This is a genomic window from Enterobacter sp. EC_50, from assembly GCF_019584525.1.
Classification (GTDB): Bacteria; Pseudomonadota; Gammaproteobacteria; order Enterobacterales; family Enterobacteriaceae; genus Enterobacter; species Enterobacter roggenkampii.
This window is the reverse complement of record NZ_VDAF01000025.1, coordinates 18,350-43,809: the sequence shown is the minus strand read 5'-3', so window position 1 is coordinate 43,809 and position 25,460 is coordinate 18,350. Positions and strand designations below refer to the sequence as shown.

Genomic DNA, 25,460 nt, shown 5'->3' with positions numbered 1-25,460 from the left:
TTCGAAGTGGAAAACAACTCGCTACAAACAATTCCCCCCCAACGTTAGTTTTATTCCAGAGCCATTAACGGGGTAAGACCAGTGATTAACGGAGCGGTAATGAACGACGTTGGGGAACAGGCAGAGCAAACAGAACAGCTCGCGAACACCATGCTGCAGCAGGTTTATGCCCTGCTGGCCCGGAACAACATCATCCCCAATGCGGTACAGGAGCAGATGCTTACTTCCCACGTGCGCGCCATGGCGCACCGGTCCGTGACCGGCGAGCCGCTGCCGGAGGTTGAAGCAGAGCTGTTTGACGAAATTTCACCGGATTCAATGCGGCTTGCCCGTGAAGTGGTGGCGCAGTTTGGCAACCTTCCAGATGAAGAGGCCTGGCTGCTCTCCGTTCACTTTGAAGTCGCGAAAGACAACCTTTAAGGAGCAACACATGGAACAGATTACAGTCGTGATTGGCGATCGCCTGGGTAAAGGTCAGAAAGTGGCGGCCGGTGTGGAAAAAGCAGGTGGACGCGCGGTTGTCGTACCGGGCATGGCGGCAGACATGAAGCTCGGCGACGTGATGAAAGCGGAAAACGCCACCTTCGGCATCTCCTTCTGCGGCAGCGGCGGCGCGGGTGCCATCACCGCCCAGACCAAATATGGCTACAAAGCCAAATACGGTATGCGTTCCGTGGATGAAGGCGTCACCGCCATCAACGAAGGCTGCAACGTGCTGGGCTTTGGCTTTATGGATAAAGAAGAGCTGGGCGAGCGTCTGGTACAGGCGTGGCAGAAAAAATACGGCGCATAAGCATGAAAGAACAGTTCACAACCACGGTGAGAGTGAAGGGGAAGGGCGACGCCAAAGCGCGCGCCTTTGCTGACGCGCTCAACCACGTTCAGGCCGCGGTGATGAAAGCCTCACCGCATATCTTACTGCGTATTGAGCCACAGGATGTGCAGGTCGTTCAGGCGCAAGAAGCGGTGCGAAAAGAAGCGTTTCTGTTCTTCTTTCTGCGCCGGGAAAGACGCACCTACAGCGTGGAGCTGGATGTGACCGTCAACGTGACAGCCATCAATCTCGACCAGGTGGATTTCGTCACGCAACGCTGATTATTCATAAAAGGGCAGACTGATGTTCTTAATTATATTAATAAAATCGCTCATCATCGGCGGCCTGGTAGGCGTCGGTGTCGGGGCCGGGGCTGCACGCATGTTTCATGCGCCTACCACTCAGGGTATGGGCGCGTTTCGTACGTTGGGGGAACTGAACTCCTGCGAAGGGGATCCGGCGTCCCACTTCTCCTTTGGGTTAGGCTTCTTCTTTAACGCCTGGGCCTCTTCCGTGGCCGCAGGGGCTTTCACACAGGACGTTGACCACCGCATCATCCCAAACTGGGGTGCTGCCGCACTGATGATCAAAAACCGTAACGTCGGCGAAACGCTGCACGATCCGCGCAAAATGGCGATTGCCTGCGGCGTGATCGGCATGATCGTCGTGACCTTCCTTAACCTGACCGCCTCCTCCGTGCCCGCTGCGCTTCAGGTCACCGCCGTGAAGGTGCTGGTGCCTGCCGCGAACCTGCTGGTCAACACCGTGATGCCGGTGATCTTCTGGCTGGCGGCCATCGACGCGGGTAAAAAATCGGGCTTCTGGGCCACCATCTTTGGCGGCGCGGCGCAGCTGATTATGGGCAACGCCGTACCGGGCCTGGTGCTGGGGATCCTGATCGGTAAAGGCGTGGAAGAGAGCGGCTGGAACCACGTCACCAAAGTGATGATGGCGGCGATCGTTCTGCTCTTCGTGCTGAGCGGCTTCTTCCGCGGTTTCGACATGAAGATGATCGAATCCTTCCATCTGACCGTGCCGAACTGGCTCGACATGATCCACAACTCGCTCAGCGGTAAATAACAGGAGCCTCGACATGGAACAGAATAAAGGTTTTTGGTATGCCGACTGGTCGTTCCCGATCTTCGTTGGCCTGCTCTCCTCCGGCGTGTTTGCCGGGACGCACATGTACTACCTCTACGGCATCGGCGCGTTTAACGAAGTGGCCTTCGTGGCGATGCTGAAAGCGGGAATTGACACCGGCGTTTACGGCGCGGTGGCGGCGTTCGGCGCGAGCTTCCTGTTCGCCCGTATTATCGAAGGCTCGCTGGTCGGTATTCTCGACATCGGCGGGGCGATCCAGACCGGCGTGGGCCTCGGGGTTCCGGCGCTGCTGCTGGGCGCGGGGATCATGTTCCCGGTGACCAACTTCATTGCCGCGCTGATCACCGGCCTAGTGATTGGCCTGGCGATTGGCTACGTCATCATCCTGGCGCGTAAGTTCACCATCAACCAGAGCAACTCCACCTACGGCGCAGACGTGATGATGGGCGCGGGCAACGCTTCCGGCCGCTTCCTCGGACCGTTGATTATCCTCAGCGCCATGACCGCCTCCATTCCGATTGGCGTGGGTTCTCTGCTGGGCGCGCTGCTGTTCTACATCTGGCAGAAGCCCATTACCGGTGGCGCTATCCTCGGCGCAATGATTCTGGGCTGGCTGTTCCCGGTTGCCCTTTAATACCCGCGGGCGCTCCGGCGCCCGCCTTTTCAGGAGATCCTCATGTTTGATTTACTCCTGCGCCGTGCGCGCCTCGCCGACGATACCCTGACCGATATCGCCATTCAGGACGGGAAGATCGCCGCGACGGGCGACATAGACGCTCCCGCCCGCAAAACGGTGGAGCTAAACGGTGACGTGTTCGTCAGCGCAGGCTGGATTGACTCCCACGTACACTGCTACCCGAACTCCCCGATTTACCACGACGAGCCGGACAGCGTGGGCGTTGCCACCGGCGTGACCACCGTGGTGGACGCGGGCAGCACCGGGGCCGACGACGTGGACGATTTCTACGCGATTACCCGCAAGGCCTCCACCGAGGTCTTTGCCCTGCTGAACATCTCCCGCGTGGGGCTGATTGCCCAGAACGAGCTGGCCAACATGGCCAATATTGACGCCGACGCGGTGAAAGAGGCGGTGAAACGCCATCCTGATTTTATCGTCGGCCTGAAGGCGCGCATGAGCAGCAGCGTGGTCGGTGACAACGGCATCACGCCGCTGGCGTGCGCCAAAGCCATTCAGAAAGAGAACGGCGACCTGCCGCTGATGGTGCACATTGGTAACAACCCGCCGAACCTCGATGAAATTGCCGAGCTGCTGAGCTCCGGCGACATCATCACCCACTGCTACAACGGCAAGCCTAACCGCATTCTGACGCCCTCCGGCGAACTGCGCGCCTCCATTACGTCTGCGCTGAAGCGCGGCGTGCGTCTGGACGTCGGCCACGGCACGGCGAGCTTCAGCTTTGAGGTGGCAAAACGCGCCATCGCGATGGGCATCCTGCCGCACACCATCAGCTCGGACATCTACTGCCGCAACCGCATCAACGGCCCGGTGGGCTCGCTGGCAAGCGTGATGTCGAAATTCCTCGCCATCGGCATGTCATTGCCGCAGGTGATTGACTGCGTAACCGCAAACGCCGCCGACGGCCTGCGCCTGACGCGTAAAGGCCGCATTCAGCCGGGTCTCGATGCCGACCTGACGCTGTTCACCCTTAAACGTCAGCCGACGGTGCTGACGGATGCCGAAAACGACAGCCTGCAGGCTGAACACATACTGGTGCCGCTTGCCGCGATCCGCGCGGGCAAGGGCTACATGACCGAACAAGGGAGCACGGAAAATGCCTTCGATTTATGAGAAGTACCGCTTAAAGCAGGTTATTAACACCTCTGGCCGCATGACGGCGCTGGGCGTCTCCACGCCGCGCCCGGAGGTGGTACAGGCGGCGATGGACGGCATGAAACACTATTTCGAGATGAAGGATCTGGTCAATAAAACCGGGGAATACATCGCGAAGCTGCTGGACGTGGAAGGGGCGACGGTGGTCTCCTGCGCGTCGGCGGGCATTGCCCAGTCCGTGGCCGCTGTGCTGGTGAAAGACAGCGACTGGCTGCTGGAAAACCTGCACGTGACCCCGATTGAGAACAACGAGATCGTCCTGCCGAAAGGCCACAACGTGAACTTTGGCGCGCCGGTGGGCACCATGGTGGCGCTGGGTGGCGGCAGGCTGGTGGAAGCGGGCTACGCCAACGAATGTTCCGCCGATCAGCTGGCGGCGGCGATTACCCCGCGCACGGCGGCGATCATGTACATCAAATCTCACCACTGCGTGCAGAAAAGCATGCTCAGCGTCGAGCAGGCGGCGGTTGTCGCACGTAAACACGACTTGCCGCTCATCGTCGATGCCGCGGCGGAAGAAGATCTGCACGCGTACTACCGCGCCGGCGCGGACCTGGTGATCTACAGCGGTGCAAAGGCGATCGAAGGCCCCACCAGCGGGCTGGTGATCGGCAAGACCCAGTACGTTGAGTGGGTGAAGCGCCAGACGGCGGGGATTGGCCGCGCCATGAAGGTGGGTAAAGAGGGCATTCTTGGCCTGACCTGCGCCATCGAACACTATCTGACGTCCACCAAAGAGAGCGGTGCCGAGATGGTGGCGAAAATGACGCCGTTTATCGAGGCGCTCAACACCCTGAACGGTGTGACCGCGCGCGTGGTCTGGGACAGCGCCGGACGCGACATCGCCCGCACCGAGATTAAGTTTGACGAAGCCACCACCGGCGTCGGCACGGGTGACCTGGTGGCGAAGCTCAAGCAGGGCGAGTACGCCATTTACTTCCGTGGCTACAAGGCCAACGAAGGGATTATCGAAGCGGACGTGCGCAGCGTGAATGCTGACCAGCTGAACATTGTGTACCGCCGCATTAGTGAAGTATTAGGACTGGAGAAAAACGCATGAAACTGACCCCCAACTTTTACCGTGACCGCGTCTGTCTGAACGTGCTGGCTGGCTCAAAGGCCAACGCCAGCGCCATCTACGAGGCGGCGGAAGGCCACGTGCTGGTGGGCGTGCTCTCCAAAAATTACCCGGACGTGGCGAGCGCCGTTGCCGATATGCGCGAATACGCGAAGCTGATTGATAACGCGCTCTCCGTTGGCCTGGGCGCGGGCGATCCGAACCAGTCGGCGATGGTGAGTGAAATCTCCCGCCAGGTGCAGCCGCAGCACGTTAACCAGGTCTTTACCGGCGTGGCCACCAGCCGCGCGCTGCTAGGGCAAAACGACTCCGTGGTCAACGGTCTGGTCTCTCCGACCGGTACCGTCGGGATGGTGAAAATCTCCACCGGCCCGTTGAGCAGCGCAGCTATGGACGGCATTGTGCCGGTGGAAACGGCGATTGCTCTGCTGAAAGATTTCGGCGGCAGCTCTATCAAATACTTCCCGATGGGCGGCCTGAAGTGCCGTGACGAGTACAAAGCGGTAGCGGAAGCCTGCGCCCGTCACGACTTCTGGCTGGAGCCGACCGGAGGTATCGATCTGGAAAACTATGAGGAGATCCTGCAGATCGCCCTCGACGCGGGCGTGAGTAAAATCATCCCGCATATCTACAGCTCGATTATCGACAAAGCCAGCGGTGATACGCGTCCGGAAGATGTGCGTACCCTGCTGGCGATGACGAAGAAGCTGGTGAAGTAGAACTCACACCTATACAGGAGCCACCATGCACACCCGTACCCTGCTTGTCGCTTCACTCTCAATGTTCGCCACCGCCGCTGTCGCCCAGACGCAATACGCCTGGGTGGGTACCTATAATCCAAACGGTGAAGGGCTGTACCGTTTTACTGTTAACCCGCAAACCGGCGCGCTGAACGATAAAACGCGGGTAAGCAAACTGCCGAATGCGGCGCAGTTGACCCTTTCACAGGACGGCAAAACGCTGTATCTGGCAAGCGAAGTGGAGCAGGGCGTGGTGCAGGCGCTGCGCGTCGGCGATAACGGTGAGCTGAGCGAGCTCAGTCAGGTGGCCTCCGGCGGTGCCGGGCCGGTGTATCTCTCCCTGACGCCGAACGGCCAGCATTTGCTGGTGGCGAACTACGTCAGCGGCTCCATTGCCGTTTTACCCGTTAACGCAGACGGCAGCCTGGGTGACGCCACGGACATACATCAGGATCAAGGCGAACCGGGCGCGGCGAAGCCGGCAGCTGCCGTCGAGGGCAGCTTCGCGAACAGCGATCATAACGGCCCCCATGCGCATATGATCGCCGCCGATCCGAGCGGGAAATACGTTTTTTCCACCGATCTGGGGCTGGATCGCATCTACCAATACCGCTTTGACGATCGGACAGGAAAGCTGACGCCGAACGATCCGCCGTTTATCAGCGCCTCCTCGAAAGGCGCCGGGCCGCGCCACTTTGTCTTTACGCCGAAGGGCGATGCCCTGTGGCTGATTAACGAAGAGGCGTCTACGCTCACCCGGTATACCGTGAATACCAACGGCACCCTGAAAGAGGGTAAAACGGTTTCTGCCCTGCCGGAAGGTTACAAAGGCACCAGCTTTGCTGCCGGGCTCGCATTAAGCGCCGATGGCAGGCAGCTGTATGTGGCTAACCGTTTGCATAACAGCATCGGGCACTTTACCGTAACGGCGGAGGGCACGCTGACGCATCAGGACGATGTGTGGACGCGCGGTGACTACCCGCGCACCCTGACGCTCGATAAGCAGGGGCGCTGGCTGTACGTCATGAACCAGCGCAGCGACAACATTACCCGCTTCCGCGTGGCGCAGGACGGGAAATTGAGCTTTGAGCCAGACTATACCCCGGTCGGCAGCCCATCCCAGATGGTCATTTCACCTTAAGCCGTAAGAGGACAACGACGTGCGATTTCCGAACCAACGTTTGGCGCAACTTTTCGACCTGTTGCAAAACGAGACGCTGCCGCAGGACGAGCTGGCGCAGCGGCTGTCGGTCTCCACGCGAACCGTCCGTGCGGACATCACCGCCCTGAACGCGCTGCTGGCCAGCCACGGCGCGCAGTTCATCCTGAGCCGGGGCAACGGCTACCAGCTCAAAATTGAGGATGCCGAGCGCTATCAGCAGCTTCAGGCATCCCACCCGCGCGCGCTGCGTATCCCGCGGACCGGGCCGGAGCGCGTGCATTATCTGGTGGTGCGTTTTCTGACCTCGGCGTTTTCTCTTAAGCTGGAGGATCTGGCGGACGAGTGGTTCGTCAGCCGCGCCACGCTGCAAAGCGATATGGCGGAGGTGCGCGAGTGGTTTCATCGCTACAACCTGACGCTGGAAACCCGTCCGCGCCACGGCATGAAGCTGTTTGGCAGCGAGATGTCGACCCGCGCCTGCCTGACCGATCTGCTCTGGGAGCTGGCGCAGCAGGACAGCCTGAACCCGCTGGTAACCGACGTGGCGCTGAATGCGGGCGTGGCGGAGCAGATGGTGCCGGTGCTGCACGACGCCTTGACCCGTCACCACATTCGCCTGACCGATGAAGGCGAGCTGTTCCTGCGCCTGTACTGCGCGGTATCGGTACGTCGCATCAGCGAAGGTTACCCGCTGCCGGAATTCCATGCCGAAGACGTGGAAGAGAACGTGCGCGAGGCGGCGAAGGATATCGCGGTGACCATCCAGCAGCTGGCGGGCAAGGCGCTTTCGCCGTCGGAGGAGAGCTGGCTGTGCGTGCACATTGCGGCGCGGCAGATTCAGGAGATCGCGCCCAGCGCCATTAACGCTGACGACGACGAGGCGCTGGTCAACTACATCCTGCGCTATATCAACACTCACTATAACTACAACCTGCTCAGCGACGCGCAGCTGCATGCGGACCTGCTCACGCACATCAAAACCATGATCACCCGCGTGCGGTATCAAATCATGATCCCCAATCCGCTGCTGGATAACATCAAGCAGCACTACCCGATGGCGTGGGACATGACGCTGGCCGCGGTGTCGAGCTGGGGCAAATACACGCCGTATGTGATCAGCGAAAACGAGATTGGCTTCCTGGTGCTGCATATTGGCGTCGGGCTTGAGCGCCACTACAACATAGGCTACCAGCGCCAGCCGCGCGTGCTGCTGGTATGCGACGCCGGTAACGCCATGGTGCGCATGATTGAGGCGGTACTGCAGCGTAAATACCCGCAGATTGAGGTGACGCGCACGCTCACCCTGCGCGAGTACGAGCTGGCGGAAACCATTAGCGAAGACTTTGTGATCGCGACCGCCCGCGTCAGCGAAAAGTCGAAACCGGTGGTGATGATCGCCCCGTTCCCGACCGACTACCAGTTAGAGCAGATTGGCAAGCTGGTGCTGGTGGACCGCACCCGCCCGTGGATGCTGGATAAATACTTCGACGCGGCCCATTTCCGCATTATCGACAAGCCTATCGATCAGCAGACGCTCTTCCGCGAGCTGTGTGAACAGCTTGAGGCCGAAGGCTTTGTCGGCGCGGAGTTTCTGGATTCGGTTGTTGAGCGTGAAGCTATTGTCAGCACCATGCTCGGCGACGGCATCGCGCTGCCGCACTCCCTCGGCCTGCTGGCGCAGAAAACGGTGGTCTACACCGTGCTCGCCCCGCACGGCGTGCAGTGGGGCGACGAAACCGCGCACGTTATCTTCCTGCTCGCCATCAGCAAAAGCGAGTACGAAGAGGCGATGGCGATTTACGATATTTTCGTCACTTTCCTGCGCGAGCGGGCGATGTCACGGCTCTGTAGCTGCGAGGATTTCGCCGGGTTTAAGGCGGTGGCGATGGAGAGTTTGAGTCGTTTCTGAGATAAGGGCGGATGGATAATATCCGCCTTTGATCAACGCAGATGATGCACAACCTGGTTGCTGCTGCCTCGCCAGATGAGTGCCGGGTCTTTTAAATCCTGCACGAACTTGCCGTCGACCAGCACGTTAATCAGATCCACGACTTCCATTTGCTGCGCATTCAGTTCTTCCAGCTTGTAGCCCGTCCAGACCCAGATATCTTTTCCCGGACACTCTGCGCGAATGCGCTTCACCAGCTTCAACATATCCGGCACGTTTTGCGGGTGCAGGGGATCGCCGCCGGAGAGCGAGATCCCCTGGCGTTTGATGCGCGTGTCGTTCAGGTCGTTGATGATTTTATCTTCCATCTCCGCGGTGAACGGCATGCCGGAATTGAGTCGCCAGGTGCTTTTGTTGTAGCAGCCGGGGCATTCGTGGACGCAGCCTGAAACAAACAGGGTGCAGCGGGTGCCGGGGCCGTTGACGATGTCGACAGGGTAGTACTGGTGATAGTTCATTGCGAATAACCACGCCGGGTGGCGCTGCGCTTACCCGGCCTACAAAAGAGAGCGGTCCGTAGGCCCGGTAAGCGCAGCGCCACCGGGCATTAATGTGGCAGCGGATTAACCGATCTGCCCATTTCCCAGATGCTTCACGCGGCGCTTCACTTCTTCCTGTTTGCCAGCGTTAAACGGACGGGCGTCCGGGCTGCCGAGATAGCCGCATACGCGACGGGTCACGGAGACGCGAGCCGCATCGTGGTTGCCGCATTTCGGGCAGGTGAAGCCTTTGCTGGTACATTCAAACTCACCGGTGAAGCCGCACTCGTAACACTCATCAATTGGCGTGTTGGTCCCGTAATACGGCACGTGCTGGTAGCTATAGTCCCACACGTCCTCCAGCGCCTTCAGGTTGTGCTGAATGTTCGGGTACTCGCCGTAGCAGATGAAGCCGCCGCTGGCGATCGGCGGATAGGCCGCTTCGAAGTCGATCTTGTCGTACGGGTTCACCTTCTTCTCGACGTCGAGGTGGAAGCTGTTGGTGTAGTACCCTTTATCGGTCACGCCTTCCACAATCCCGAATTCGGCGGTGTCCAGACGGCAGAAGCGGTCGCACAGGTTCTCGCTCGGGGTGCTGTACAGGCTAAACCCGTAGCCGGTTTCCTCTTTCCACTGGTCTACCGCGTCGCGCAGGCGCTGAACGATGGCGATGCCTTTTTCGCGCAGAGCTTCGCTGTCGTACATGTGCGTGTCGCCAAACAGGGCGTTGATGGTCTCGTGAATGCCGATGTAGCCCAGCGAAATCGACGCACGGCCGTTTTTGAAGATCTCGGATACGTCATCGTCCGCCTTCAGGCGCACGCCGCAGGCCCCTTCCATATAGAGGATCGGCGCCACGCGGGCTTTGACCCCTTCGAGGCGCGCAATGCGGGTCATCAGCGCCTTACGCGCCAGCTGCAGGCGCTCATCCAGCAGTTTCCAGAATTCAGCTTCATTACCTTTTGCCTCCAGCGCGATGCGCGGCAGGTTGAGGCTGATCACGCCCAGGTTGTTACGCCCGTCGTGGATCTGCTCGCCGTTTTCATCCTCGTACACGCCGAGGAAGCTACGGCAGCCCATTGGCGTTTTAAACGAACCGGTGACTTTGACGACCTGATCGTAGTTAAGGATGTCCGGGTACATGCGCTTGCTCGCGCACTCCAGCGCCAGCTGTTTGATGTCGTAGTTCGGGTCGCCAAACTTGTGGTTCAGGCCGTCGCGAATCGCGAACACCAGTTTCGGGAACACGGCGGTTTTACGGTTTTTGCCGAGGCCGGAAATACGGTTGCGCAGGATCGACTGCTGGATCAGGCGTGATTCCCAGCTGGTGCCCAGCCCAAAGCCGAAGGTTACAAACGGCGTCTGGCCGTTGGCGGTGTGCAGCGTGTTCACCTCATATTCCAGCGACTGGAAGGCGTCGTAGCACTCTTTCTCGGTACGGGAATGCGCATAGCCGTCCGCGTCCGGAATCTGCCACTCTTCGGCGGTTTTACGGTGCTTGTTGAAGCTCGCCGTCACGAACGGGGCCAGCACTTCGTCAATGCGGTTAATGGTGGTGCCGCCGTAAATATGGCTGGCGACCTGAGCGATGATCTGCGCCGTGACCGCGGTAGCCGTGGAGATCGACTTAGGCGGTTCAATCTCCGCGTTACCCATTTTAAAGCCGTGGGTCAGCATGCCTTTCAGATCGATCAGCATGCAGTTGAACATCGGGAAGAACGGCGAATAGTCGAGATCGTGGTAGTGGATCTCGCCGCGCTCGTGCGCCGAGACCACGTCGCGCGGCAGCAGATGCTGACGGGCATAGTGTTTGGCGACGATACCGGCCAGCAGGTCGCGCTGGGTGGGGATCACTTTACTGTCTTTATTGGCGTTTTCATTGAGCAGGGCGGAGTTGGTCTGCTCCACCAGGCCACGGATCTCCTGGTTCAGGCGACCGCGCTTCTCGCGCTGCACGTCACGATCGTGGCGGTACTCAATGTAGGCGCGCGCCAGCTGCTTGTAAGGCCCCGCCATCAGCTGGTTTTCAACCGCGGTCTGGATCTCGTTGATATCGACCTGGCTGCGTTCAGTCATCTGGCTGCTAACGACTTCTGCGACGGTGGCGCAGTAATCTGCGTCATCGACTCCCGCTGCTTTAGCTGCACGCAGAATGGCTTCCTGGATGCGCTCTGATTTAAACGGCACTTTACAGCCATCACGTTTCATCACATGCGGTGTCATGATCACTCCATTTTTAAAAACAGGTTATCCACAGAGGTGGAGAAGTATTCACCGGACGCATTTCCCGCCAGGCCAAAGACTTCCCGCGTTCCCAGCTCGTGTTATCCACAATTCCGGCCAGCGTAAGCGCCGTCTTGTTGTTGGAATAGTAGACGATAAATACAAGATGTTGGGTCGGCGTGCATTTTAAGTGCTACATATAGTGATTTGCATCAAACATGTTTGCGATTTATTTGATGCAGAACAAAGTAAAAAGACGAGAGTACAAACGACGGGCGCTTCAGCGATTGTAAAGGCGGGCGAGAAAAATCTGATTAATTATTCAACAAAAACAAGCGCTCAGCACGGTGTGTGCTAAGCGCTGTTCATTTAACTCCCCCCGCAGATCCAGCTCAGTCCCGCCTGCAAAAAGGCTGCGGTTGCGATACTGCCCAGCACCGCCGGGATGAGAAAGGAGCGTTCAGGAGCATCGTCCTGTTTTTGTGGTTCTTCAGCACTCAGCGCGGACATCGCCTCTTCCCGGGTGCGCGCCGCCAGCAGTCGCTCACGCACCCGATCTTCCGTCAATAAACAGGTCAGCGTCGTCAGCAGCTGCATATGGGTACTCCCTGCTTCCGCGGGCGGAATGGCGAGCAGGAAAACCATTCTCACCTCTTCATCACCGTCCAGCCCCGGCCAGCGTATCGGGTCATCGAAGAGGGCCAGACAAAACGCCGCCTGCTGCACCGCCTCGGTTTTACCGTGCGGGACGGCGAGCGCTTCACCCAGCGCGGTAGGACCTTCACTTTCGCGTTGTAACACGCTCTGGATGAACGTTTCTTCATCACTGATGATTTTTTGCCTGGCGAGCGGTTCGGCGAGCCAGCGTATTAGCGCTTCAGGCGAACGGTGCGGCGGGTTGATAAAAACCAGATCGGGATGCGTCAATGCAAGCAGGTTCATATTAAGCCTCCATTAAAAAATCGCAGGTCGCGAAAGGGGGAATAGCCATTACCGGCTGCACCGGCTCTTCCAGATAGTTGATCTGACGAAACCCCTCCAGGCTTGCCGGGACGGGAACGGGCTCCGTGCCGGCGTTAAACACGCGAACGACCGTACCCTGCGACTGCTGCGCATGGGGCAAGGCAGAGAGGATGAGCGGCTCCGGCAGGTACAATAATGAGAATTCTGCCGGAAGCCTGCGGTCGGGCAGACGCAACGAAAAGCGCTCAAGACGGTGATCGAGCGTGTGCAGCGTTTGCCGTTGATAGGTGAAGGGCTGTCCCGCTGTCTGATTTTCCAGCTGGCGAAGCGTGAGGTGATCGGCGCTATCGGCCAGCGCGACGGTGAAGGAGAAGCGCAACGGTTTCAGCAACTGGGCATCGGGGGTCTCGACCACCGTATTATTGATGCCGGATGCCCGGCCCGGTCGCCAGTCGAGATCGCTGCGTCCCAGCACGCCCGTTGATTTAAACAGCGTCAGGGCAACCGTAGCCGGTGCGTCGCCGATTATCTGAAACTCCTTCATGCCGCGGCTATTCACCACCAGCGCTTTGCCCGCTTGTGCGACAGCGATGATTCCCTCGCTGGTTTCGATATCCACGGGCATTTCGCGATAGTGTTCCTGCCACTCTTCAGCGTGACACCCCGTTTCGCGCTCGATGATCGCGAAGGGCTGCGAGGCGATTGCGTGGCGGGTGTGAATATCGCTGTTAATCAGCAAACGTAGCCGGTGATCGCAGTGGCTGTTTTCCAGCGAGCTGTCCACATACAGGTTCGGATCGTGATCGCGTAATTCACACGCCAGACGAAGGGATAACGGCGTTCGGGCATTTTCCTGACGGTCTGCGAGATCCGGCGGAAGAAGCAGGGTGGCTTCCACGATCAGCTTTTCGACAAGCGGCGTTTTCAGGCAGTCGACGAGCGTGAACTGGTCGCACCGCGTCGGCGTGTCGCCCGCAAGCGGTGAGAAATCGTAGCTGTCGCCCGCATCCGCGCAGTCTTCGAGAGTAAAGAAAGAGGGAATGCATCTGCCGCTGCGTTTGTCGTGCAGGGTGAGCTTTCCGGCATCCAGCGTTAATCGATAATGCGCATTCTCTATCTCGCTGCCCTTTGTCTGTTCCTGCTGCTGGAAAGGCGCCGGGTCATCCTTAACGTTAACGCTGAGATAGCCGACCGGCGGCAGAACCGGTGTCTTCACAGCAACGTGCCAGCGATAATAGGGAGGAAGGGGCGTTTCACATTCGCCTTCAGCGCTAAGGGAGATCGCCGTTCCGCCGGGCAGAATGTCTCTTTTCAGGACGTCGAAAGAGATGGGCTGCCCCTGATATGTCAGGGCGATATTATCAGCACGGCTATACAGGGTGGTTATCACTACGCGCTGCGTTGGGGTGCCCAGCGGGTTGAAAATCAGCAGGTCATTTTCCTGAGCGCAGGCGGCGGCCAGGGTTTTTACCACCAGGTTCCACAGGCTGTGGCACAGCTGTTCGGTTTGCTCCAGCCGATGCAGTATGTCGCGGTTGGTGGTATCGCTATTACAGCCGCCGATAGAGTCGTGGGCATGGCTTCGTAACAGCTTCTTCCAGAGCGTATCGACCACAGAGAGGTTGACCGCAATCCCCTGATGGCGAGCCATAGCGATTGTCGGCTCCAGCTGCCGCAGGATGAACTGCTCCACCTCATCATTTTTCTTTTTTATGTCGTAGCGCACGGAGCCGATCGTTTTATGGATGCGGGTGTAGCGCGGCGATTTCAGCTCCCCTTCCCAGCCTTCAAACTGTTCACGCTGCGCGCGCAGAATGTCGACGTAGCGCTCCAGCGAACTGATAACGTATCGATCCCCATCGGGAGAGCGTGCGCTGGCGACCTGCAGAATTTCCGGCAGCGCCGGGTCGATGCAGACCTGATCGCCGCCGCAGGGGAGGAGCAGGTCGTTTATCCCGGCCCGTGAACGCAGGAGATTGACCATCGGGAAGATTTTTCCCTGCAGATGGCTCGCGTCTGAACGCATGTTTTTAGCCGCGCCATAACCGAATGCCATCGCGCAGGCGATAACGGTCGCCCCAGACGGCGCGCGCCAGAGGAACTGGCTGCTTTTCGCTTGTCTGTCGTGATCGATGCCGCGCCAGAAGACGATATTGTCGATATTGCAGCCCTGCAAAATGGTGGGCATCTGCGCATTGTGGCCAAAGGTGTCCGGAAGGTACCCGACCTGCATAGCATGCCCCAGCGCGCGGGCGGCGAAAATGCCGTACTTGAGATTGCGAATAATGGATTCGCCATGCACGTTGTAGGTGTCCGTCTGGGTATACCATGGCCCCACAAAGATTCTTTTCTCTTTGACGAGGGTTTCCAGCCTGGCGCGATAATCGGGATTGATGGCGAGAAAGTCCTGCACTACCGCCATCTGTCCGTCAAGGTGATAGCAGCTGTAAGCGGGGTCCAGCTCCAGCGTGTCGATGACATCCGCAAAGTTATAGGATGCCAGCACCATGCTGTCCTGACGGGTGAAATACCACTCCTGATCCCAGTGCGTATGGGCAATGACGTGGATCTTATTCATGACGTTCCCCTTACCTGGCGTTCTTTGGGCTGACATAGAGCACGCCCAGGGCGCAAATCAGTGCGCCAATAAAGACGCTCGCCAGGTAGCCCACCACATTGGTTGCCAGCGGCCAGCCCCAGATGGCAGGCAGAGGCAGCGTCTGCTTCACGCCAAGTGCAATGGCGATTAGCGCGCCGGCAACGGCACCGGTCATGAACACCGGGATCAGACGTGGGTTTTTCAGGATGAACGGGATCGCGCCTTCGGAGATCCCAATCACGCCCAGCAGCAACGAGGTACTCCCGACGGTTTTCTCTTCCCGGCTGAAGACATCCGGTAGTCCAAAGCGGCCGTTGAGAAACGCCGCAAAGCCGACGCCAATAGAGGGGATCACGATGGAGAGTTCGCGGGCGGTGAGATCAAACGTTTCGCTCATGCCATTCAGGCCGAGCGCGACCGAGCCTGCCGCCTTGTTGACCGGACCGCCCAGGTCGAACGCGGTGCCCGCGGCGATCATCGCGGAATAGAATCCGCGCCCGGTGTCACCTGCCGAGGTAAAAAAGACCACCATCAGCTGGTTAAGCGAGCCAAAAATCGGGTTGATCAGGTATTCCATGACCATCACCAGCGTAATGCCGGTGATCAGCGGGACGATCAGCATGGTCTTAATGGTGGTGAGCTGCTGGCGGACGTGAATGGAATCATTCAGCCAGCGCACCAGATAGCCTACAAAGAAGCCGATGCCAATCGCGCCAAAGAAGCCGGACGGCATAAAGCCGTCGATATCGAAGAAGCGCTTGTAGACCTCGTCTGACATGATGCCGCCGATAAGCCCGGGGATCAGCGCCGGTTTGCCGGCAATGGAAAATGCCAGATACATAGCGAAAACCGGATACATGAACTTGATGGTCATAAAGCCCACTTTATCCAGCACGCTGAACGGCGAATGTTCGATGTTAATAAACTGGCCGGTAATTTTAGCCGTCGCCATCATCAGCCCGCCCATGACCACCACCGGCAGCATATAGCTGATGGCTGCCATGATATGGCCGATAAAAATCTGGTAAGCCGAACGCTGAAGATCGTCTTCATGTACGACAGTGGTGATGCTTTTTTCCATGGCCAGCGCCTGACGCAGATAGCGATCGGTATGCTTGATCAGCTCTTGCGTACGGGTCTGAAGGTGAGGAATGTTTTCAAAGCGCTCGGCATCCTGAATGGGGACGTCGGTTGCCAGAATAATGGCCGTGGCGGAGGCGATGTCCTGCTTCGTTAAGCGGTTTTTAACGCCGTCGCTGCCCTGCGTTTCGACCTTAACCTCAATATTGTGCGCTTTAGCCCATGCAATAATTTTATTCGCCGCCATAAAGGTGTGCGCAATGCCCGTCGGGCAGGCTGTTACCGCGACAACTTTTTGTTTCGTCATTGTCATAATTCCCTGGATGTGAAAACAGGGAAAGTATAAAGAGAACCTAAACCGGTTTTTAATGTTTGCTAATACTAATTACGTATCGTGATACGCGTAAATGCAATGTGTGAAGCGTCTTCCAGAGACTATTTTCCCGTTGTGTTAATATCATGCCGGGATTAAACAGGGCGTAATTTATGAATTCATTCCAGGGAAGTGAACGTTTGATATTTGAATACATTCAGCATCACGCATGTAATATTTCTAATATATCGGCAAAAGAGATTGCCCGTGATACCTTTACGACGACAACTTCCGTTAATCGTGTGTGTAAAAAAATGGGCTATAAAAGTTATACCGAGCTTCGGTATCGTTTTTTGCGCGATCATTTTACACCCGCACCCGTAGAGCCTGACGTTGGGCCGCAGGCGGACGATATTGTGGCGGAGGTGTCCGGGTTGCTTACCCATTCCAGCCATATCTATCTGTACGCACGGGGAGCCTCGCTCACCAGCCTCAATTACCTGTCGCGCTTTTTATCGCTGGCGAGCCTGCCGCACCTTATTTTGAATGACATGCACCAGCTGACACGGGTATCGAAGGGGACGCTGGTGCTGATCAGTAAATCCGGGGAGACGCAGTCGCTGATTGAAATGGCGCGTAACGCGTTGCGCAAAGGGTTAAAGATTATTGCGATTACCCGCGAGGGATCGACACTGGCGGCGATCTCATCGCTATGCTGGCCGTTACCGATCGACATTAACGCGGTATCGCTGTATCAGCGGGAAGGGCAGCTTGAACTGTTAAGCGCCGTGGACCGTATCGGCTGCAGGCTGCTGCAGCACGATACGGTGTAGTCAGACCGTCAGAGTTGCTTCACTATCCCCAGACGTACGGCATAATCATTTTCATGACTGCCATCGGCAGTGATGTAGGTTTTATCCAGTGAAACCAGCTCGACGTAAGGCGTCCAGCCATCGTCGAGCTTGTAGTTGAACGCAACGGTATGCTCCCAGTAGGTGTCATCCCCGGTTCCCTGATCGACATCATCCTGCCAGCGGAAGCGCGGGTTGTAGGACATACCGAATTTGCCAATGTTATAAGCGAACCAAATGTCGAACTGGTGTGACTGGCGGCGGGTGTAGCCGCTGCCGTCTACTTCTTTGTCGCTGTGTGCGTCATTAACGGTGTTATAACGGTAACGGGCGGAGAGGTTCAGACCGTTATCGAACGCTTTCCAGCCCTGAATAAAAGGGCGGTAATGGGTATTGCTGGCGGTGAAAACCGTCACCATGCCAGGCGCAACGGCGAAGCCATTACCCAGATCGAAGCGCCAGCGCGTTTCAATCTCCTGTGCTGCTTCCGTTAACCCTTTGTCATCGGGATTATATCGGTCGGTATCACCAAAAAAGGTATCGTTGTGGTTTTGTGCGGCTTCAACGGAGAAGTAAAAACCGTTATTTGCCTGATGCATGACCTTAATACGTGAATCATTTACGTCTGAGCGCGTATTATGACCAAATCGAAGGTCGACGGATGTATTTCCGCACCATCCCTGCGTGCTTAATAATAATGCGCTAATACACGTTGCTTTAATAATTGTCTTTTTCATCATATCCTGCCGAGGTTATTTAATTGGCAGGGCTATTTTTATTTTGGGCACAGCGTGATGTAAAAGTTATCGTCGTACATTTAGCGTATCGCTAAACCTAAAAAAGGAGATACAGCATGCTGTATCTCCTGGTATTTATTCCTGCACCCACCAGATGGCTTCAAACGGGCGCAATAGCCGCGCATTGGGGCGGGAGGGAACGTCATCATAGTTGCCGAGAGCGACCCGCCAGGCGCCCTGTACCGGGTCCGGCTGCCACTGCTGGCGTTCCCGGCTCAGGTTCGCCACCACCATCAGCGTCTGCCCCTGCCACTGGCGGCGATAGCACCACAGGGAAGGGTGTTCCGGCAGGAGATCCTCATAATCTCCCCACGTCAGCACCGGGAGGGTTTTGCGCAGGCGAATCAGCGACTGGTAGGTGTAGAACACCGAATCCGCATCGTCCAGCGCCGCGCGGGCGTTCACGGTTTCGTAGTTATCGCAGACGCCAATCCACGGCTCGCCCTCGGTAAAGCCCGCATTGTGCGACGCGTCCCACTGCATTGGGGTTCGCCCGTTGTCGCGGGACTTGCTCGCCAGAATCGCCAGTAATTCCTCCGGCTCGCGGCCGCTGGCGCGCAGTTCGGCGAACATGTTCAGACTTTCCACGTCGCGGTAATCGGTGATGCGGCTGAAGTGCGGGTTGGTCATGCCAAGCTCTTCACCCTGATAGATATACGGCGTGCCCTGCATCCCGTGCAGCACCATGCCGAGCATTTTCGCGGCGTGAACCCGGTATTCTCCTTCGTCACCGAAGCGCGACACGATGCGCGGCTGATCGTGGTTACACCAGAACAGCGCATTCCAGGCTTTGTTGTGCATCCCCTGCTGCCAGTGGCGGAAGAGGGTTTTCAGCGCCACGAAGTCCGGCTTCGCCAGCGTCCACTTTTCGCCGCCCGGGTAGTCCACCTTCAGATGATGGAAGTTAAAGGTCATCGACAGCTCGCGCCCGTCGAGAGAAGCATACTGCTGGCAGTTCTCCAGCGAGGTCGAGGACATCTCGCCTACCGTCATCAGGTTGCGCGGGGTAAAGACGTCGCGGCTCATCTCCTGGAGATATTCATGAATGCGCGGCCCGTCGGTATAGAAGCGGCGACCGTCGCCGATGTTGTCGTCCGGGAAATCCTGATCTTTTGAAATCAGGTTAATGACGTCCAGACGCAGGCCGTCCACGCCGCGATCGGCCCAGAACTCGCACACCTTTTTCAGCTCGGCGCGCACCGCCGGGTTTTCCCAGTTGAGGTCCGCCTGCTCTGGCGCGAAGAGGTGCAGGTAATACTGCTCGCTCTCGGCGTGCCAGCGCCAGGCGTTGCCGCCAAACTTGGAGCGCCAGTTGTTGGGAAGCTGCTCCGGCGTGCCGTCTCGCCAGATGTAGAACTGGCGGTACGGGCTCGCTTTGTTCAGCGACTCGCGGAACCAGGCGTGCTGCGTGGAGGTGTGGTTAAACACCATGTCCAGCACGATGCGAATGCCGCGCGCGTGCGCCTCAGCGACCAGCTCGTCGAAATCATCCAGCGTGCCGTAGGCCGGATCGATGGCGGTGTAGTTCGCCACGTCGTAGCCGTTGTCCACCTGCGGAGAGATATAAAACGGCGTCAGCCAGATGGCGTCAATGCCGAGGGTTTTCAGATAGTCCAGACGCTGCGTCACGCCGCGTAAATCGCCGGTGCCGCTGCCGGTGGTGTCCTGGAAGCTCTTTGGGTAAATCTGGTAGATGACGCCGTTCTGCCACCAGTGAGGAAGGGTATTCATAATGCGTTCCTGCAAATGCGAAGGGGCGCAACTGCGCCCCGAAAGATGAAGTTAAACAATCTGCAGCGAGCCCTCACGGTACTTACGCTGGTAAACCACGGTGGTCAGCGCCATTGGGACGATAATGGCGATGGCCATTGCCAGGGCAAACACCTGCCAGTAAGCGGGCTGGATGGAGAGGATGCCCGGCAGGCCGCCGACGCCAATCCCGTTCGCCATCACGCCGTTCAGTCCACACACCAGGCCTGCCAAACCGGAACCGATCATCGCGCAGAGCATCGGGAAGCGGTATTTCAGGTTGATACCGTACATTGCCGGTTCGGTGACGCCGAGGTAGGCGGAGATGGCCGCCGGAACGGAGATCTCGCGTTCGTTGTGCTTGCGGCTGACGATAATGATGCCGGTCACCGCGGACGCCTGAGCAATGTTCGACAGGGCGATAATCGGCCAGACCGGCGTGCCGCCGAGGCTCTGGATCATCTGCATATCAATCGCCAGCGTGGTCTGGTGCACGCCGGTGATCACCAGCGGGGCGTACAGGAAGCCAAACAGCGCGGCGCCAATCGGGGCGAAGCTGCCGGTCATCAGGTGACGCACCGCGAAGGCCACGCCGTCGCCAATCATGCGGCCAAACGGACCGATAAAGGCATGCGCCAGGAAGACCGCCAGAATCAGCGAGCACACCGGCACCACCACCAGATAAAGGTAATCCGGCACGATGCGTTTCAGTCGGGTTTCAATAAAGCCCAGCGCCAGGCCCGCCAGCAGGGCCGGAATGACCTGCGCCTGATAGCCCACTTTGGCGATGGTAAACAGGCCAAAGTTCCACACCTCCGGCACCTGTTGACCAAGTAAGTAAGCGTTCATTAACTGCGGAGAGACCAGCGTGACGCCGAGTACAATACCGAGGATCGGCGTACCGCCCATCTTGCGCACCGCGGACCAGCAAATCCCGACCGGCAGATAGAAGAAGATCGCTTCGCCAATCAGCCACAGGAAGTCGTACACGGTTTTCAGCGCCGGGTACATCTGCGCCAGGGTTTTGCCGTCGCTCATCGGCACGTCGCCGATGACGTTACGGAAGCCTAAAATCAGGCCTCCGCTGATCAGCGCCGGCAGCAGCGGGAAGAAGATCTCCGCGAAGTGGGAAATCAGCTGCTCGTGCCACTTCATATTCTGGCGCGCAGCCTTCTTGGCCTGCTCTTTATCCGCCGCGCTGTGCCCGGTGGTCGCCAGCAGAGCCTGATAGTAATCGCCCACTTCGGTACCAATCACCACCTGGAACTGACCGGCGTTGGTGAAGCAGCCTTTTACCATTTTCAGCTCTTCAATCGCCTTCGGGTTCGCTTTGGCCGGATCGTTCAGCACGAAGCGCAGGCGGGTAATGCAATGGCTGACGGTTGCGATGTTTTCGCGGCCGCCGACCAGGACGATCAGCTGATCAATATCTGCTTGTTTGACTTTACTCATCATGAAACCTCATGACAGATGGTGAGGGGGTGTAATGACCTGAGCGCAAGCCTACTCCTTCAGCGTGACGGCGAAAATGGGAACGTTCCCGAAATCGGGCGAAGATCACAATAAACCGATTGGTGGGGGTTATGAAAGGTGGGCAGGAATAACGATCTGACGCGGCTCTGCGCGCCCGTTGATCTGCTCGATCAGCTGCGTGGCGGCCTGTCTGCCGGACTCAGCGTAGCCCGGATCGACGGTGATGATCTCCGGGTGCAAAAACTTCATCAGCGGCGTGCTGCCGACGCTCGCGACCTGCAGACCGTCGATACGCTGCTCCTGCAGATATTTACTCGCGCCCAGCGCCAGCGTATCCGTGGCGCACACCAGCGCGGTGGTCTGCGGCGTCAGGACGCTGGCGACCTGCTCGTAGCCCTGCTTCATGCCCAGCCCCGGCAGGGAGGCCACGGCGGAGAGGTTGTGCTTTTTGCAAAACGCCAGATAGGCCTCATGGCGTCGCTTGCCGGTGGTAACGTCCGCGTGTGGTACGCCGAGGAAGCTGATGTGGCGATGGCCTTCGTCAAACAGGCGCTGCATCAGGGTGATAATCGCGCCCTCGTCGTCATAGCAGACGGAGGCAAAACCGTGGGCATCGCGCGCCAGCAGCACCAGCGACGGCTGCCAGGGTTTCAGCATCTCGTCTTTGATGCCGGTAAAACCGAACAGCACCACGCCGTCAATGTTGCGCCGCTGGAGCATCCCCAGATGCTCTTCTACCAGCTGGGGCGAGAACTGGCTCTCCATCATGATCGGGTCATATCCCTGCTCGTAGAAGGCGGGCAGCATGGTCTGCACGGCGAGGTTTTCAGACAGAGAATCCAGACGCGAGACAATGATGGCGACCACTTTGTCACTCTGCCCGCGCATGGCGCGCGCGGAGCGGGAAGGGGAAAAGCCGTGCTGATTCATGACCGCCTCAACGCGCTCGCGGGTGCGTTCGCTGACGCCGCTTTCGTTGTTCAGCACGCGTGAGACGGTCGATTTCCCCACGCCGCTTAAACGCGCGATGTCTTTAATCGTAAGGCGGTTCTGCATGCTGTATTCCCTGTAACAACGACAATGTAATGAATTGAGCCTAATGCTATAGCGCGATTTCGCTATGGGCTAAATCTGGTTTACGTTCGGTTTATTTGCAGGGGGGTATAATACCGCCCGAATCATCAAAAAGGGTACGCTTAAATCCTTATACTGCGCGGCGACACCCTACTTTTTACTTACCGGAGGCTTCATGGATCCCGATCCCACACCTCTCCTGAACGGGAGAATGCGTTCTTTCCGGTAAGCCAGCCTGTTGCTGACTCACCGGTGATGTGAGGCAGCAGCGTTCCAAACGTTCCTGCTTGAAAAATTGAGTGCCTCTCAGGTACGGCTTTGCCACGCCTGAAGGAAATGCTGCGTCCGCCTTTGCGGATGCGGAGGAATGACGATGTTTAAAAATATCACCCGGCAGCTGCAGGCCCTGCTGAGCCGCCACCTGCCACACCGTCTTGTTCAGCGCGACCCGCTGCCAAACGCCAAAAACATGGCGGGGGCGGCGATCCCCGCGTCCCTGACCGAACGCTGCCTGAACGTGGCGGCGATGGATGAAAACGAAGTCTGGCGCGCCTTTGGCGGACACCCGGAAGGGCTGAACGCGGCAGAAGTGGAAAAAATCCGCGCCGTGCATGGCGATAACCTCATTCCGGCGCAAAAGCCCTCTCCGTGGTGGGTGCATCTGTGGCTCTGCTACCGCAACCCGTTCAACCTGCTGCTGACCGTGCTCGGCCTCATCTCCTACGCGACGGAAGATCTGTTTGCCGCAGGGGTGATTGCCCTGATGGTGGGCATCTCCACGCTGCTGAACTTTATTCAGGAGGCCCGCTCCACCAAAGCGGCGGACGCCCTGAAGGCGATGGTCAGCAACACCGCGACCGTCTCGCGCGTGATCAACGATCTCGGCGAAAACGCCTGGGTGGAATTGCCTATCGACCAGCTGGTGCCGGGCGATCTGGTGAAGCTGGCCGCGGGGGACATGATCCCGGCGGATTTACGCATCATCCAGGCGCGCGATCTGTTTGTGGCGCAGGCTTCCCTGACCGGCGAATCCCTGCCCGTTGAAAAGGTGGCGCGCAGCCGCGACCCGCAGCAGATGAACCCGCTCGAGTGCGACACCCTGTGCTTTATGGGCACCACGGTCGTCAGCGGCACCGCGCAGGCGATTGTCACCGCCACCGGGGGCAACACCTGGTTTGGTCAGCTTGCCGGGCGCGTCAGCGAGCAGGAGAGCGAGCCGAATGCCTTCCAGAAAGGGATTGGCCGCGTCAGCATGCTGCTGATCCGCTTTATGATGGTGATGACGCCAATCGTGCTGCTGATTAACGGCTACACCAAAGGCGACTGGTGGGAGGCGGCGCTGTTCGCGCTCTCCGTGGCGGTCGGCTTAACGCCGGAAATGCTGCCGATGATTGTGACCTCTACGCTGGCGCGCGGGGCGGTGAAGCTCTCTAAACAAAAGGTGATCGTCAAACACCTTGATGCCATTCAGAACTTTGGCGCGATGGACATTCTCTGCACCGATAAAACCGGCACTCTGACGCAGGACAAAATCGTGCTGGAGAACCACACCGATATCTCCGGCAAAACCAGCGAGCGCGTGCTGCACAGCGCGTGGCTGAACAGCCATTACCAGACCGGGCTGAAAAACCTGCTCGACGTCGCCGTGCTGGAAGGCGTGGACGAGGAGGCCGCCCGCACGCTCTCCGGCCGCTGGCAGAAGGTGGATGAGATCCCGTTCGACTTCGAGCGCCGCCGGATGTCGGTGGTGGTGAGCGAGCAGCCGAACGTGCATCAGCTGATCTGCAAAGGGGCGCTGCAGGAGATCCTCAACGTGTCGACGCAGGTGCGCTATAACGGCGATATTGTGCCGCTGGACGACACCATGCTGCGCCGCATCAAGCGCGTCACCGACAACCTCAACCGTCAGGGGCTGCGCGTGGTGGCGGTGGCGAGCAAGTTCCTGCCCGCGCGGGAGGGGGATTACCAGCGTATTGACGAATCCGATCTGATCCTCGAGGGCTACATCGCCTTCCTCGATCCGCCGAAAGAGACCACCGCCCCGGCGCTGAAGGCGCTGAAGGCGAGCGGTATTACCGTGAAAATCCTCACCGGCGACAGCGAGTTGGTGGCGGCCAAAGTGTGCCACGAGGTGGGGCTGGACGCGGGCGACGTGGTGGTGGGGAGCGATATTGAACATCTCTCTGATGACGAACTGGCGAAGCTTGCCCAGCGCACCACGCTGTTTGCCCGCCTGACGCCGATGCACAAAGAGCGCATCGTCACCCTGCTTAAGCGAGAAGGGCACGTGGTGGGCTTCATGGGCGACGGCATCAACGACGCGCCCGCCCTGCGTGCGGCGGATATCGGTATCTCCGTAGACGGGGCGGTCGATATTGCCCGCGAAGCGGCGGATATCATTCTGCTGGAAAAGAGCCTGATGGTGCTGGAGGAGGGCGTGATTGAAGGGCGCCGTACCTTTGCCAATATGCTCAAGTACATCAAGATGACCGCCAGCTCCAACTTCGGTAACGTCTTCAGCGTGCTGGTGGCGAGCGCGTTTCTGCCGTTCCTGCCGATGCTGCCGCTGCACCTGCTGATCCAGAACCTGATGTACGACGTGTCTCAGGTGGCGATCCCGTTTGATAACGTGGACGACGAGCAGATCCAGAAGCCGCAGCACTGGAACCCGGCAGATCTTGGGCGCTTTATGCTGTTCTTTGGCCCGATCAGCTCCATCTTCGACATCCTGACCTTCTGCCTGATGTGGTTTGTGTTCCATGCCAACACCCCGGAACACCAGACGCTGTTCCAGTCCGGCTGGTTCGTGGTCGGGCTGCTGTCGCAGACGCTGATTGTGCACATGATCCGCACCCGCCGCATTCCGTTCATCCAGAGCCGCGCCGCGTGGCCGCTGATTGTGATGACGGGCATTGTGATGGCGCTCGGCATCGCGCTGCCGTTCTCACCGCTGGCAAGCTACCTGCAGCTGCAGGCGCTGCCGCTGAGCTACTTCCCGTGGCTGGTGGCGATTCTCGCCGGTTATATGGTGCTGACCCAGATGGTGAAAGGGTTCTATGCGCGTCGGTATGGGTGGCAGTAAGTTATGTTTGCCGGGTGGCGGCTTCGCCTTACCCGGCCTACTCCCGAAACGTAGGCCGGGTAAGGCGAAGCCGCCACCCGGC

21 protein-coding genes are annotated in these 25,460 nt (G+C 58.5%); 12 read left to right on the top strand and 9 right to left on the bottom strand.

All coding sequences use genetic code 11. The features are described 5' to 3' along the window. The first annotated feature begins 81 nt into the window (after positions 1-81). From FHC48_RS18885 to FHC48_RS18840, 10 genes are read left to right on the top strand one after another with little or no spacing between them, the layout of a single operon-like run. Positions 82-420 (top strand): glycine dehydrogenase, encoded by a 339-nt coding sequence (locus FHC48_RS18885; RefSeq protein ID WP_025911967.1) that lies wholly within the window; start codon positions 82-84, stop codon positions 418-420. A 10-nt stretch (positions 421-430) separates the two neighbouring features. Continuing rightward, positions 431-793, top strand: a complete 363-nt coding sequence (locus tag FHC48_RS18880) for an SFCGS family glycine-rich protein (protein ID WP_006810339.1) — start codon at positions 431-433, stop codon at positions 791-793. A gap of 2 nt (positions 794-795) precedes the next feature. Then, positions 796-1,095 (top strand): DUF4312 family protein, encoded by a 300-nt coding sequence (locus FHC48_RS18875; RefSeq protein WP_006810338.1) that lies wholly within the window; start codon positions 796-798, stop codon positions 1,093-1,095. Between the two features lie 22 nt (positions 1,096-1,117). Beyond that, the gene (locus FHC48_RS18870) at positions 1,118-1,894 is read left to right on the top strand and encodes a DUF4311 domain-containing protein (RefSeq protein WP_008501408.1); all 777 of its coding nucleotides are present in this window, start codon (positions 1,118-1,120) and stop codon (positions 1,892-1,894) included. A 13-nt stretch (positions 1,895-1,907) separates the two neighbouring features. Continuing rightward, positions 1,908-2,549: a DUF4310 family protein gene (locus tag FHC48_RS18865; protein WP_008501407.1), complete on the top strand. Its 642-nt coding sequence runs from the start codon at positions 1,908-1,910 to the stop codon at positions 2,547-2,549. Positions 2,550-2,591: 42 nt separating this feature from the next. After that, entirely contained in the window at positions 2,592-3,725 is a 1,134-nt protein-coding gene (locus FHC48_RS18860; protein WP_059362845.1) for an amidohydrolase/deacetylase family metallohydrolase, read from the top strand. Beyond that, positions 3,709-4,827, top strand: coding sequence for a DgaE family pyridoxal phosphate-dependent ammonia lyase (locus tag FHC48_RS18855; RefSeq protein ID WP_059362842.1), 1,119 nt, complete (start codon positions 3,709-3,711; stop codon positions 4,825-4,827). Before FHC48_RS18860 ends, FHC48_RS18855 begins: the two co-directional genes overlap by 17 nt. Further along, a complete protein-coding gene (locus FHC48_RS18850) occupies positions 4,824-5,564 on the top strand; it encodes a 2-dehydro-3-deoxy-phosphogluconate aldolase (RefSeq protein ID WP_021240686.1) in 741 nt (246 codons plus the stop codon). The genes FHC48_RS18855 and FHC48_RS18850 overlap by 4 nt, the downstream gene beginning before the upstream one ends. 25 nt (positions 5,565-5,589) lie before the next feature. Further along, positions 5,590-6,726: a lactonase family protein gene (locus FHC48_RS18845; protein WP_059362838.1), complete on the top strand. Its 1,137-nt coding sequence runs from the start codon at positions 5,590-5,592 to the stop codon at positions 6,724-6,726. Between the two features lie 19 nt (positions 6,727-6,745). Continuing rightward, the gene (locus FHC48_RS18840) at positions 6,746-8,656 is read left to right on the top strand and encodes a transcription antiterminator (protein WP_008501401.1); all 1,911 of its coding nucleotides are present in this window, start codon (positions 6,746-6,748) and stop codon (positions 8,654-8,656) included. A gap of 32 nt (positions 8,657-8,688) precedes the next feature. Here FHC48_RS18840 and nrdG read toward each other — a convergent pair whose 3' ends face one another. The 5 genes from nrdG to FHC48_RS18815 form a co-directional block, all read right to left on the bottom strand. After that, complete coding sequence (gene nrdG, locus FHC48_RS18835; RefSeq protein WP_023326577.1) at positions 8,689-9,153, bottom strand: anaerobic ribonucleoside-triphosphate reductase-activating protein; 465 nt, start codon at positions 9,151-9,153, stop codon at positions 8,689-8,691. A gap of 105 nt (positions 9,154-9,258) precedes the next feature. Continuing rightward, positions 9,259-11,397, bottom strand: a complete 2,139-nt coding sequence (gene nrdD / locus FHC48_RS18830) for an anaerobic ribonucleoside-triphosphate reductase (protein ID WP_023293422.1) — start codon at positions 11,395-11,397, stop codon at positions 9,259-9,261. Between the two features lie 369 nt (positions 11,398-11,766). Further along, complete coding sequence (locus FHC48_RS18825) at positions 11,767-12,339, bottom strand: fructose PTS transporter subunit IIA (RefSeq protein ID WP_023293421.1); 573 nt, start codon at positions 12,337-12,339, stop codon at positions 11,767-11,769. A gap of 1 nt (position 12,340) precedes the next feature. Continuing rightward, on the bottom strand, positions 12,341-14,938 hold the full coding sequence (locus FHC48_RS18820; protein WP_220418942.1) for a glycoside hydrolase family 38 C-terminal domain-containing protein: 2,598 nt from the start codon (positions 14,936-14,938) through the stop codon (positions 12,341-12,343). 10 nt (positions 14,939-14,948) lie between these two features. Beyond that, on the bottom strand, positions 14,949-16,346 hold the full coding sequence (locus FHC48_RS18815) for a PTS fructose transporter subunit IIC (protein WP_071787691.1): 1,398 nt from the start codon (positions 16,344-16,346) through the stop codon (positions 14,949-14,951). Positions 16,347-16,525: 179 nt separating this feature from the next. On the opposite strand from FHC48_RS18815, the gene FHC48_RS18810 reads away from it, so the two are divergent. Then, positions 16,526-17,185 (top strand): MurR/RpiR family transcriptional regulator, encoded by a 660-nt coding sequence (locus tag FHC48_RS18810; RefSeq protein ID WP_023293418.1) that lies wholly within the window; start codon positions 16,526-16,528, stop codon positions 17,183-17,185. A gap of 8 nt (positions 17,186-17,193) precedes the next feature. On the opposite strand, the gene FHC48_RS18805 is transcribed toward FHC48_RS18810, so the two are convergent. From FHC48_RS18805 to treR, 4 genes are all read right to left on the bottom strand, one after another. Then, on the bottom strand, positions 17,194-17,940 hold the full coding sequence (locus FHC48_RS18805; protein ID WP_023293417.1) for an oligogalacturonate-specific porin KdgM family protein: 747 nt from the start codon (positions 17,938-17,940) through the stop codon (positions 17,194-17,196). Positions 17,941-18,075: 135 nt separating this feature from the next. Then, the gene (gene treC, locus FHC48_RS18800) at positions 18,076-19,731 is read right to left on the bottom strand and encodes an alpha,alpha-phosphotrehalase (protein WP_059362832.1); all 1,656 of its coding nucleotides are present in this window, start codon (positions 19,729-19,731) and stop codon (positions 18,076-18,078) included. Between the two features lie 51 nt (positions 19,732-19,782). After that, positions 19,783-21,201, bottom strand: coding sequence for a PTS trehalose transporter subunit IIBC (gene treB / locus FHC48_RS18795; RefSeq protein WP_059362870.1), 1,419 nt, complete (start codon positions 21,199-21,201; stop codon positions 19,783-19,785). Positions 21,202-21,330: 129 nt separating this feature from the next. Further along, positions 21,331-22,278, bottom strand: a complete 948-nt coding sequence (gene treR, locus FHC48_RS18790; RefSeq protein ID WP_059362829.1) for a trehalose operon repressor TreR — start codon at positions 22,276-22,278, stop codon at positions 21,331-21,333. Positions 22,279-22,669: 391 nt separating this feature from the next. On the opposite strand from treR, the gene mgtA reads away from it, so the two are divergent. After that, positions 22,670-25,378 (top strand): magnesium-translocating P-type ATPase, encoded by a 2,709-nt coding sequence (gene mgtA / locus FHC48_RS18785; RefSeq protein WP_039024032.1) that lies wholly within the window; start codon positions 22,670-22,672, stop codon positions 25,376-25,378. The last annotated feature ends 82 nt before the right edge of the window (positions 25,379-25,460 follow it).

What these genes read in the sequence shown, in the direction of transcription:
- FHC48_RS18880 (WP_006810339.1), top strand. Translation starts at nt 431, where the DNA reads ATGGAACAGATTACAGTCGTGATTGGCGATCGCCTGGGTAAAGGTCAG.
- FHC48_RS18875 (WP_006810338.1), top strand. Translation starts at nt 796, where the DNA reads ATGAAAGAACAGTTCACAACCACGGTGAGAGTGAAGGGGAAGGGCGAC.
- FHC48_RS18870 (WP_008501408.1), top strand. Translation starts at nt 1,118, where the DNA reads ATGTTCTTAATTATATTAATAAAATCGCTCATCATCGGCGGCCTGGTA.
- FHC48_RS18865 (WP_008501407.1), top strand. Translation starts at nt 1,908, where the DNA reads ATGGAACAGAATAAAGGTTTTTGGTATGCCGACTGGTCGTTCCCGATC.
- FHC48_RS18860 (WP_059362845.1), top strand. Translation starts at nt 2,592, where the DNA reads ATGTTTGATTTACTCCTGCGCCGTGCGCGCCTCGCCGACGATACCCTG.
- FHC48_RS18855 (WP_059362842.1), top strand. Translation starts at nt 3,709, where the DNA reads ATGCCTTCGATTTATGAGAAGTACCGCTTAAAGCAGGTTATTAACACC.
- FHC48_RS18850 (WP_021240686.1), top strand. Translation starts at nt 4,824, where the DNA reads ATGAAACTGACCCCCAACTTTTACCGTGACCGCGTCTGTCTGAACGTG.
- FHC48_RS18845 (WP_059362838.1), top strand. Translation starts at nt 5,590, where the DNA reads ATGCACACCCGTACCCTGCTTGTCGCTTCACTCTCAATGTTCGCCACC.
- nrdG (WP_023326577.1), bottom strand. Translation starts at nt 9,153, where the DNA reads ATGAACTATCACCAGTACTACCCTGTCGACATCGTCAACGGCCCCGGC.
- nrdD (WP_023293422.1), bottom strand. Translation starts at nt 11,397, where the DNA reads ATGACACCGCATGTGATGAAACGTGATGGCTGTAAAGTGCCGTTTAAA.
- FHC48_RS18825 (WP_023293421.1), bottom strand. Translation starts at nt 12,339, where the DNA reads ATGAACCTGCTTGCATTGACGCATCCCGATCTGGTTTTTATCAACCCG.
- FHC48_RS18820 (WP_220418942.1), bottom strand. Translation starts at nt 14,938, where the DNA reads ATGAATAAGATCCACGTCATTGCCCATACGCACTGGGATCAGGAGTGG.
- FHC48_RS18815 (WP_071787691.1), bottom strand. Translation starts at nt 16,346, where the DNA reads ATGACGAAACAAAAAGTTGTCGCGGTAACAGCCTGCCCGACGGGCATT.
- FHC48_RS18810 (WP_023293418.1), top strand. Translation starts at nt 16,526, where the DNA reads ATGAATTCATTCCAGGGAAGTGAACGTTTGATATTTGAATACATTCAG.
- FHC48_RS18805 (WP_023293417.1), bottom strand. Translation starts at nt 17,940, where the DNA reads ATGAAAAAGACAATTATTAAAGCAACGTGTATTAGCGCATTATTATTA.
- treC (WP_059362832.1), bottom strand. Translation starts at nt 19,731, where the DNA reads ATGAATACCCTTCCTCACTGGTGGCAGAACGGCGTCATCTACCAGATT.
- treB (WP_059362870.1), bottom strand. Translation starts at nt 21,201, where the DNA reads ATGAGTAAAGTCAAACAAGCAGATATTGATCAGCTGATCGTCCTGGTC.
- treR (WP_059362829.1), bottom strand. Translation starts at nt 22,278, where the DNA reads ATGCAGAACCGCCTTACGATTAAAGACATCGCGCGTTTAAGCGGCGTG.
- mgtA (WP_039024032.1), top strand. Translation starts at nt 22,670, where the DNA reads ATGTTTAAAAATATCACCCGGCAGCTGCAGGCCCTGCTGAGCCGCCAC.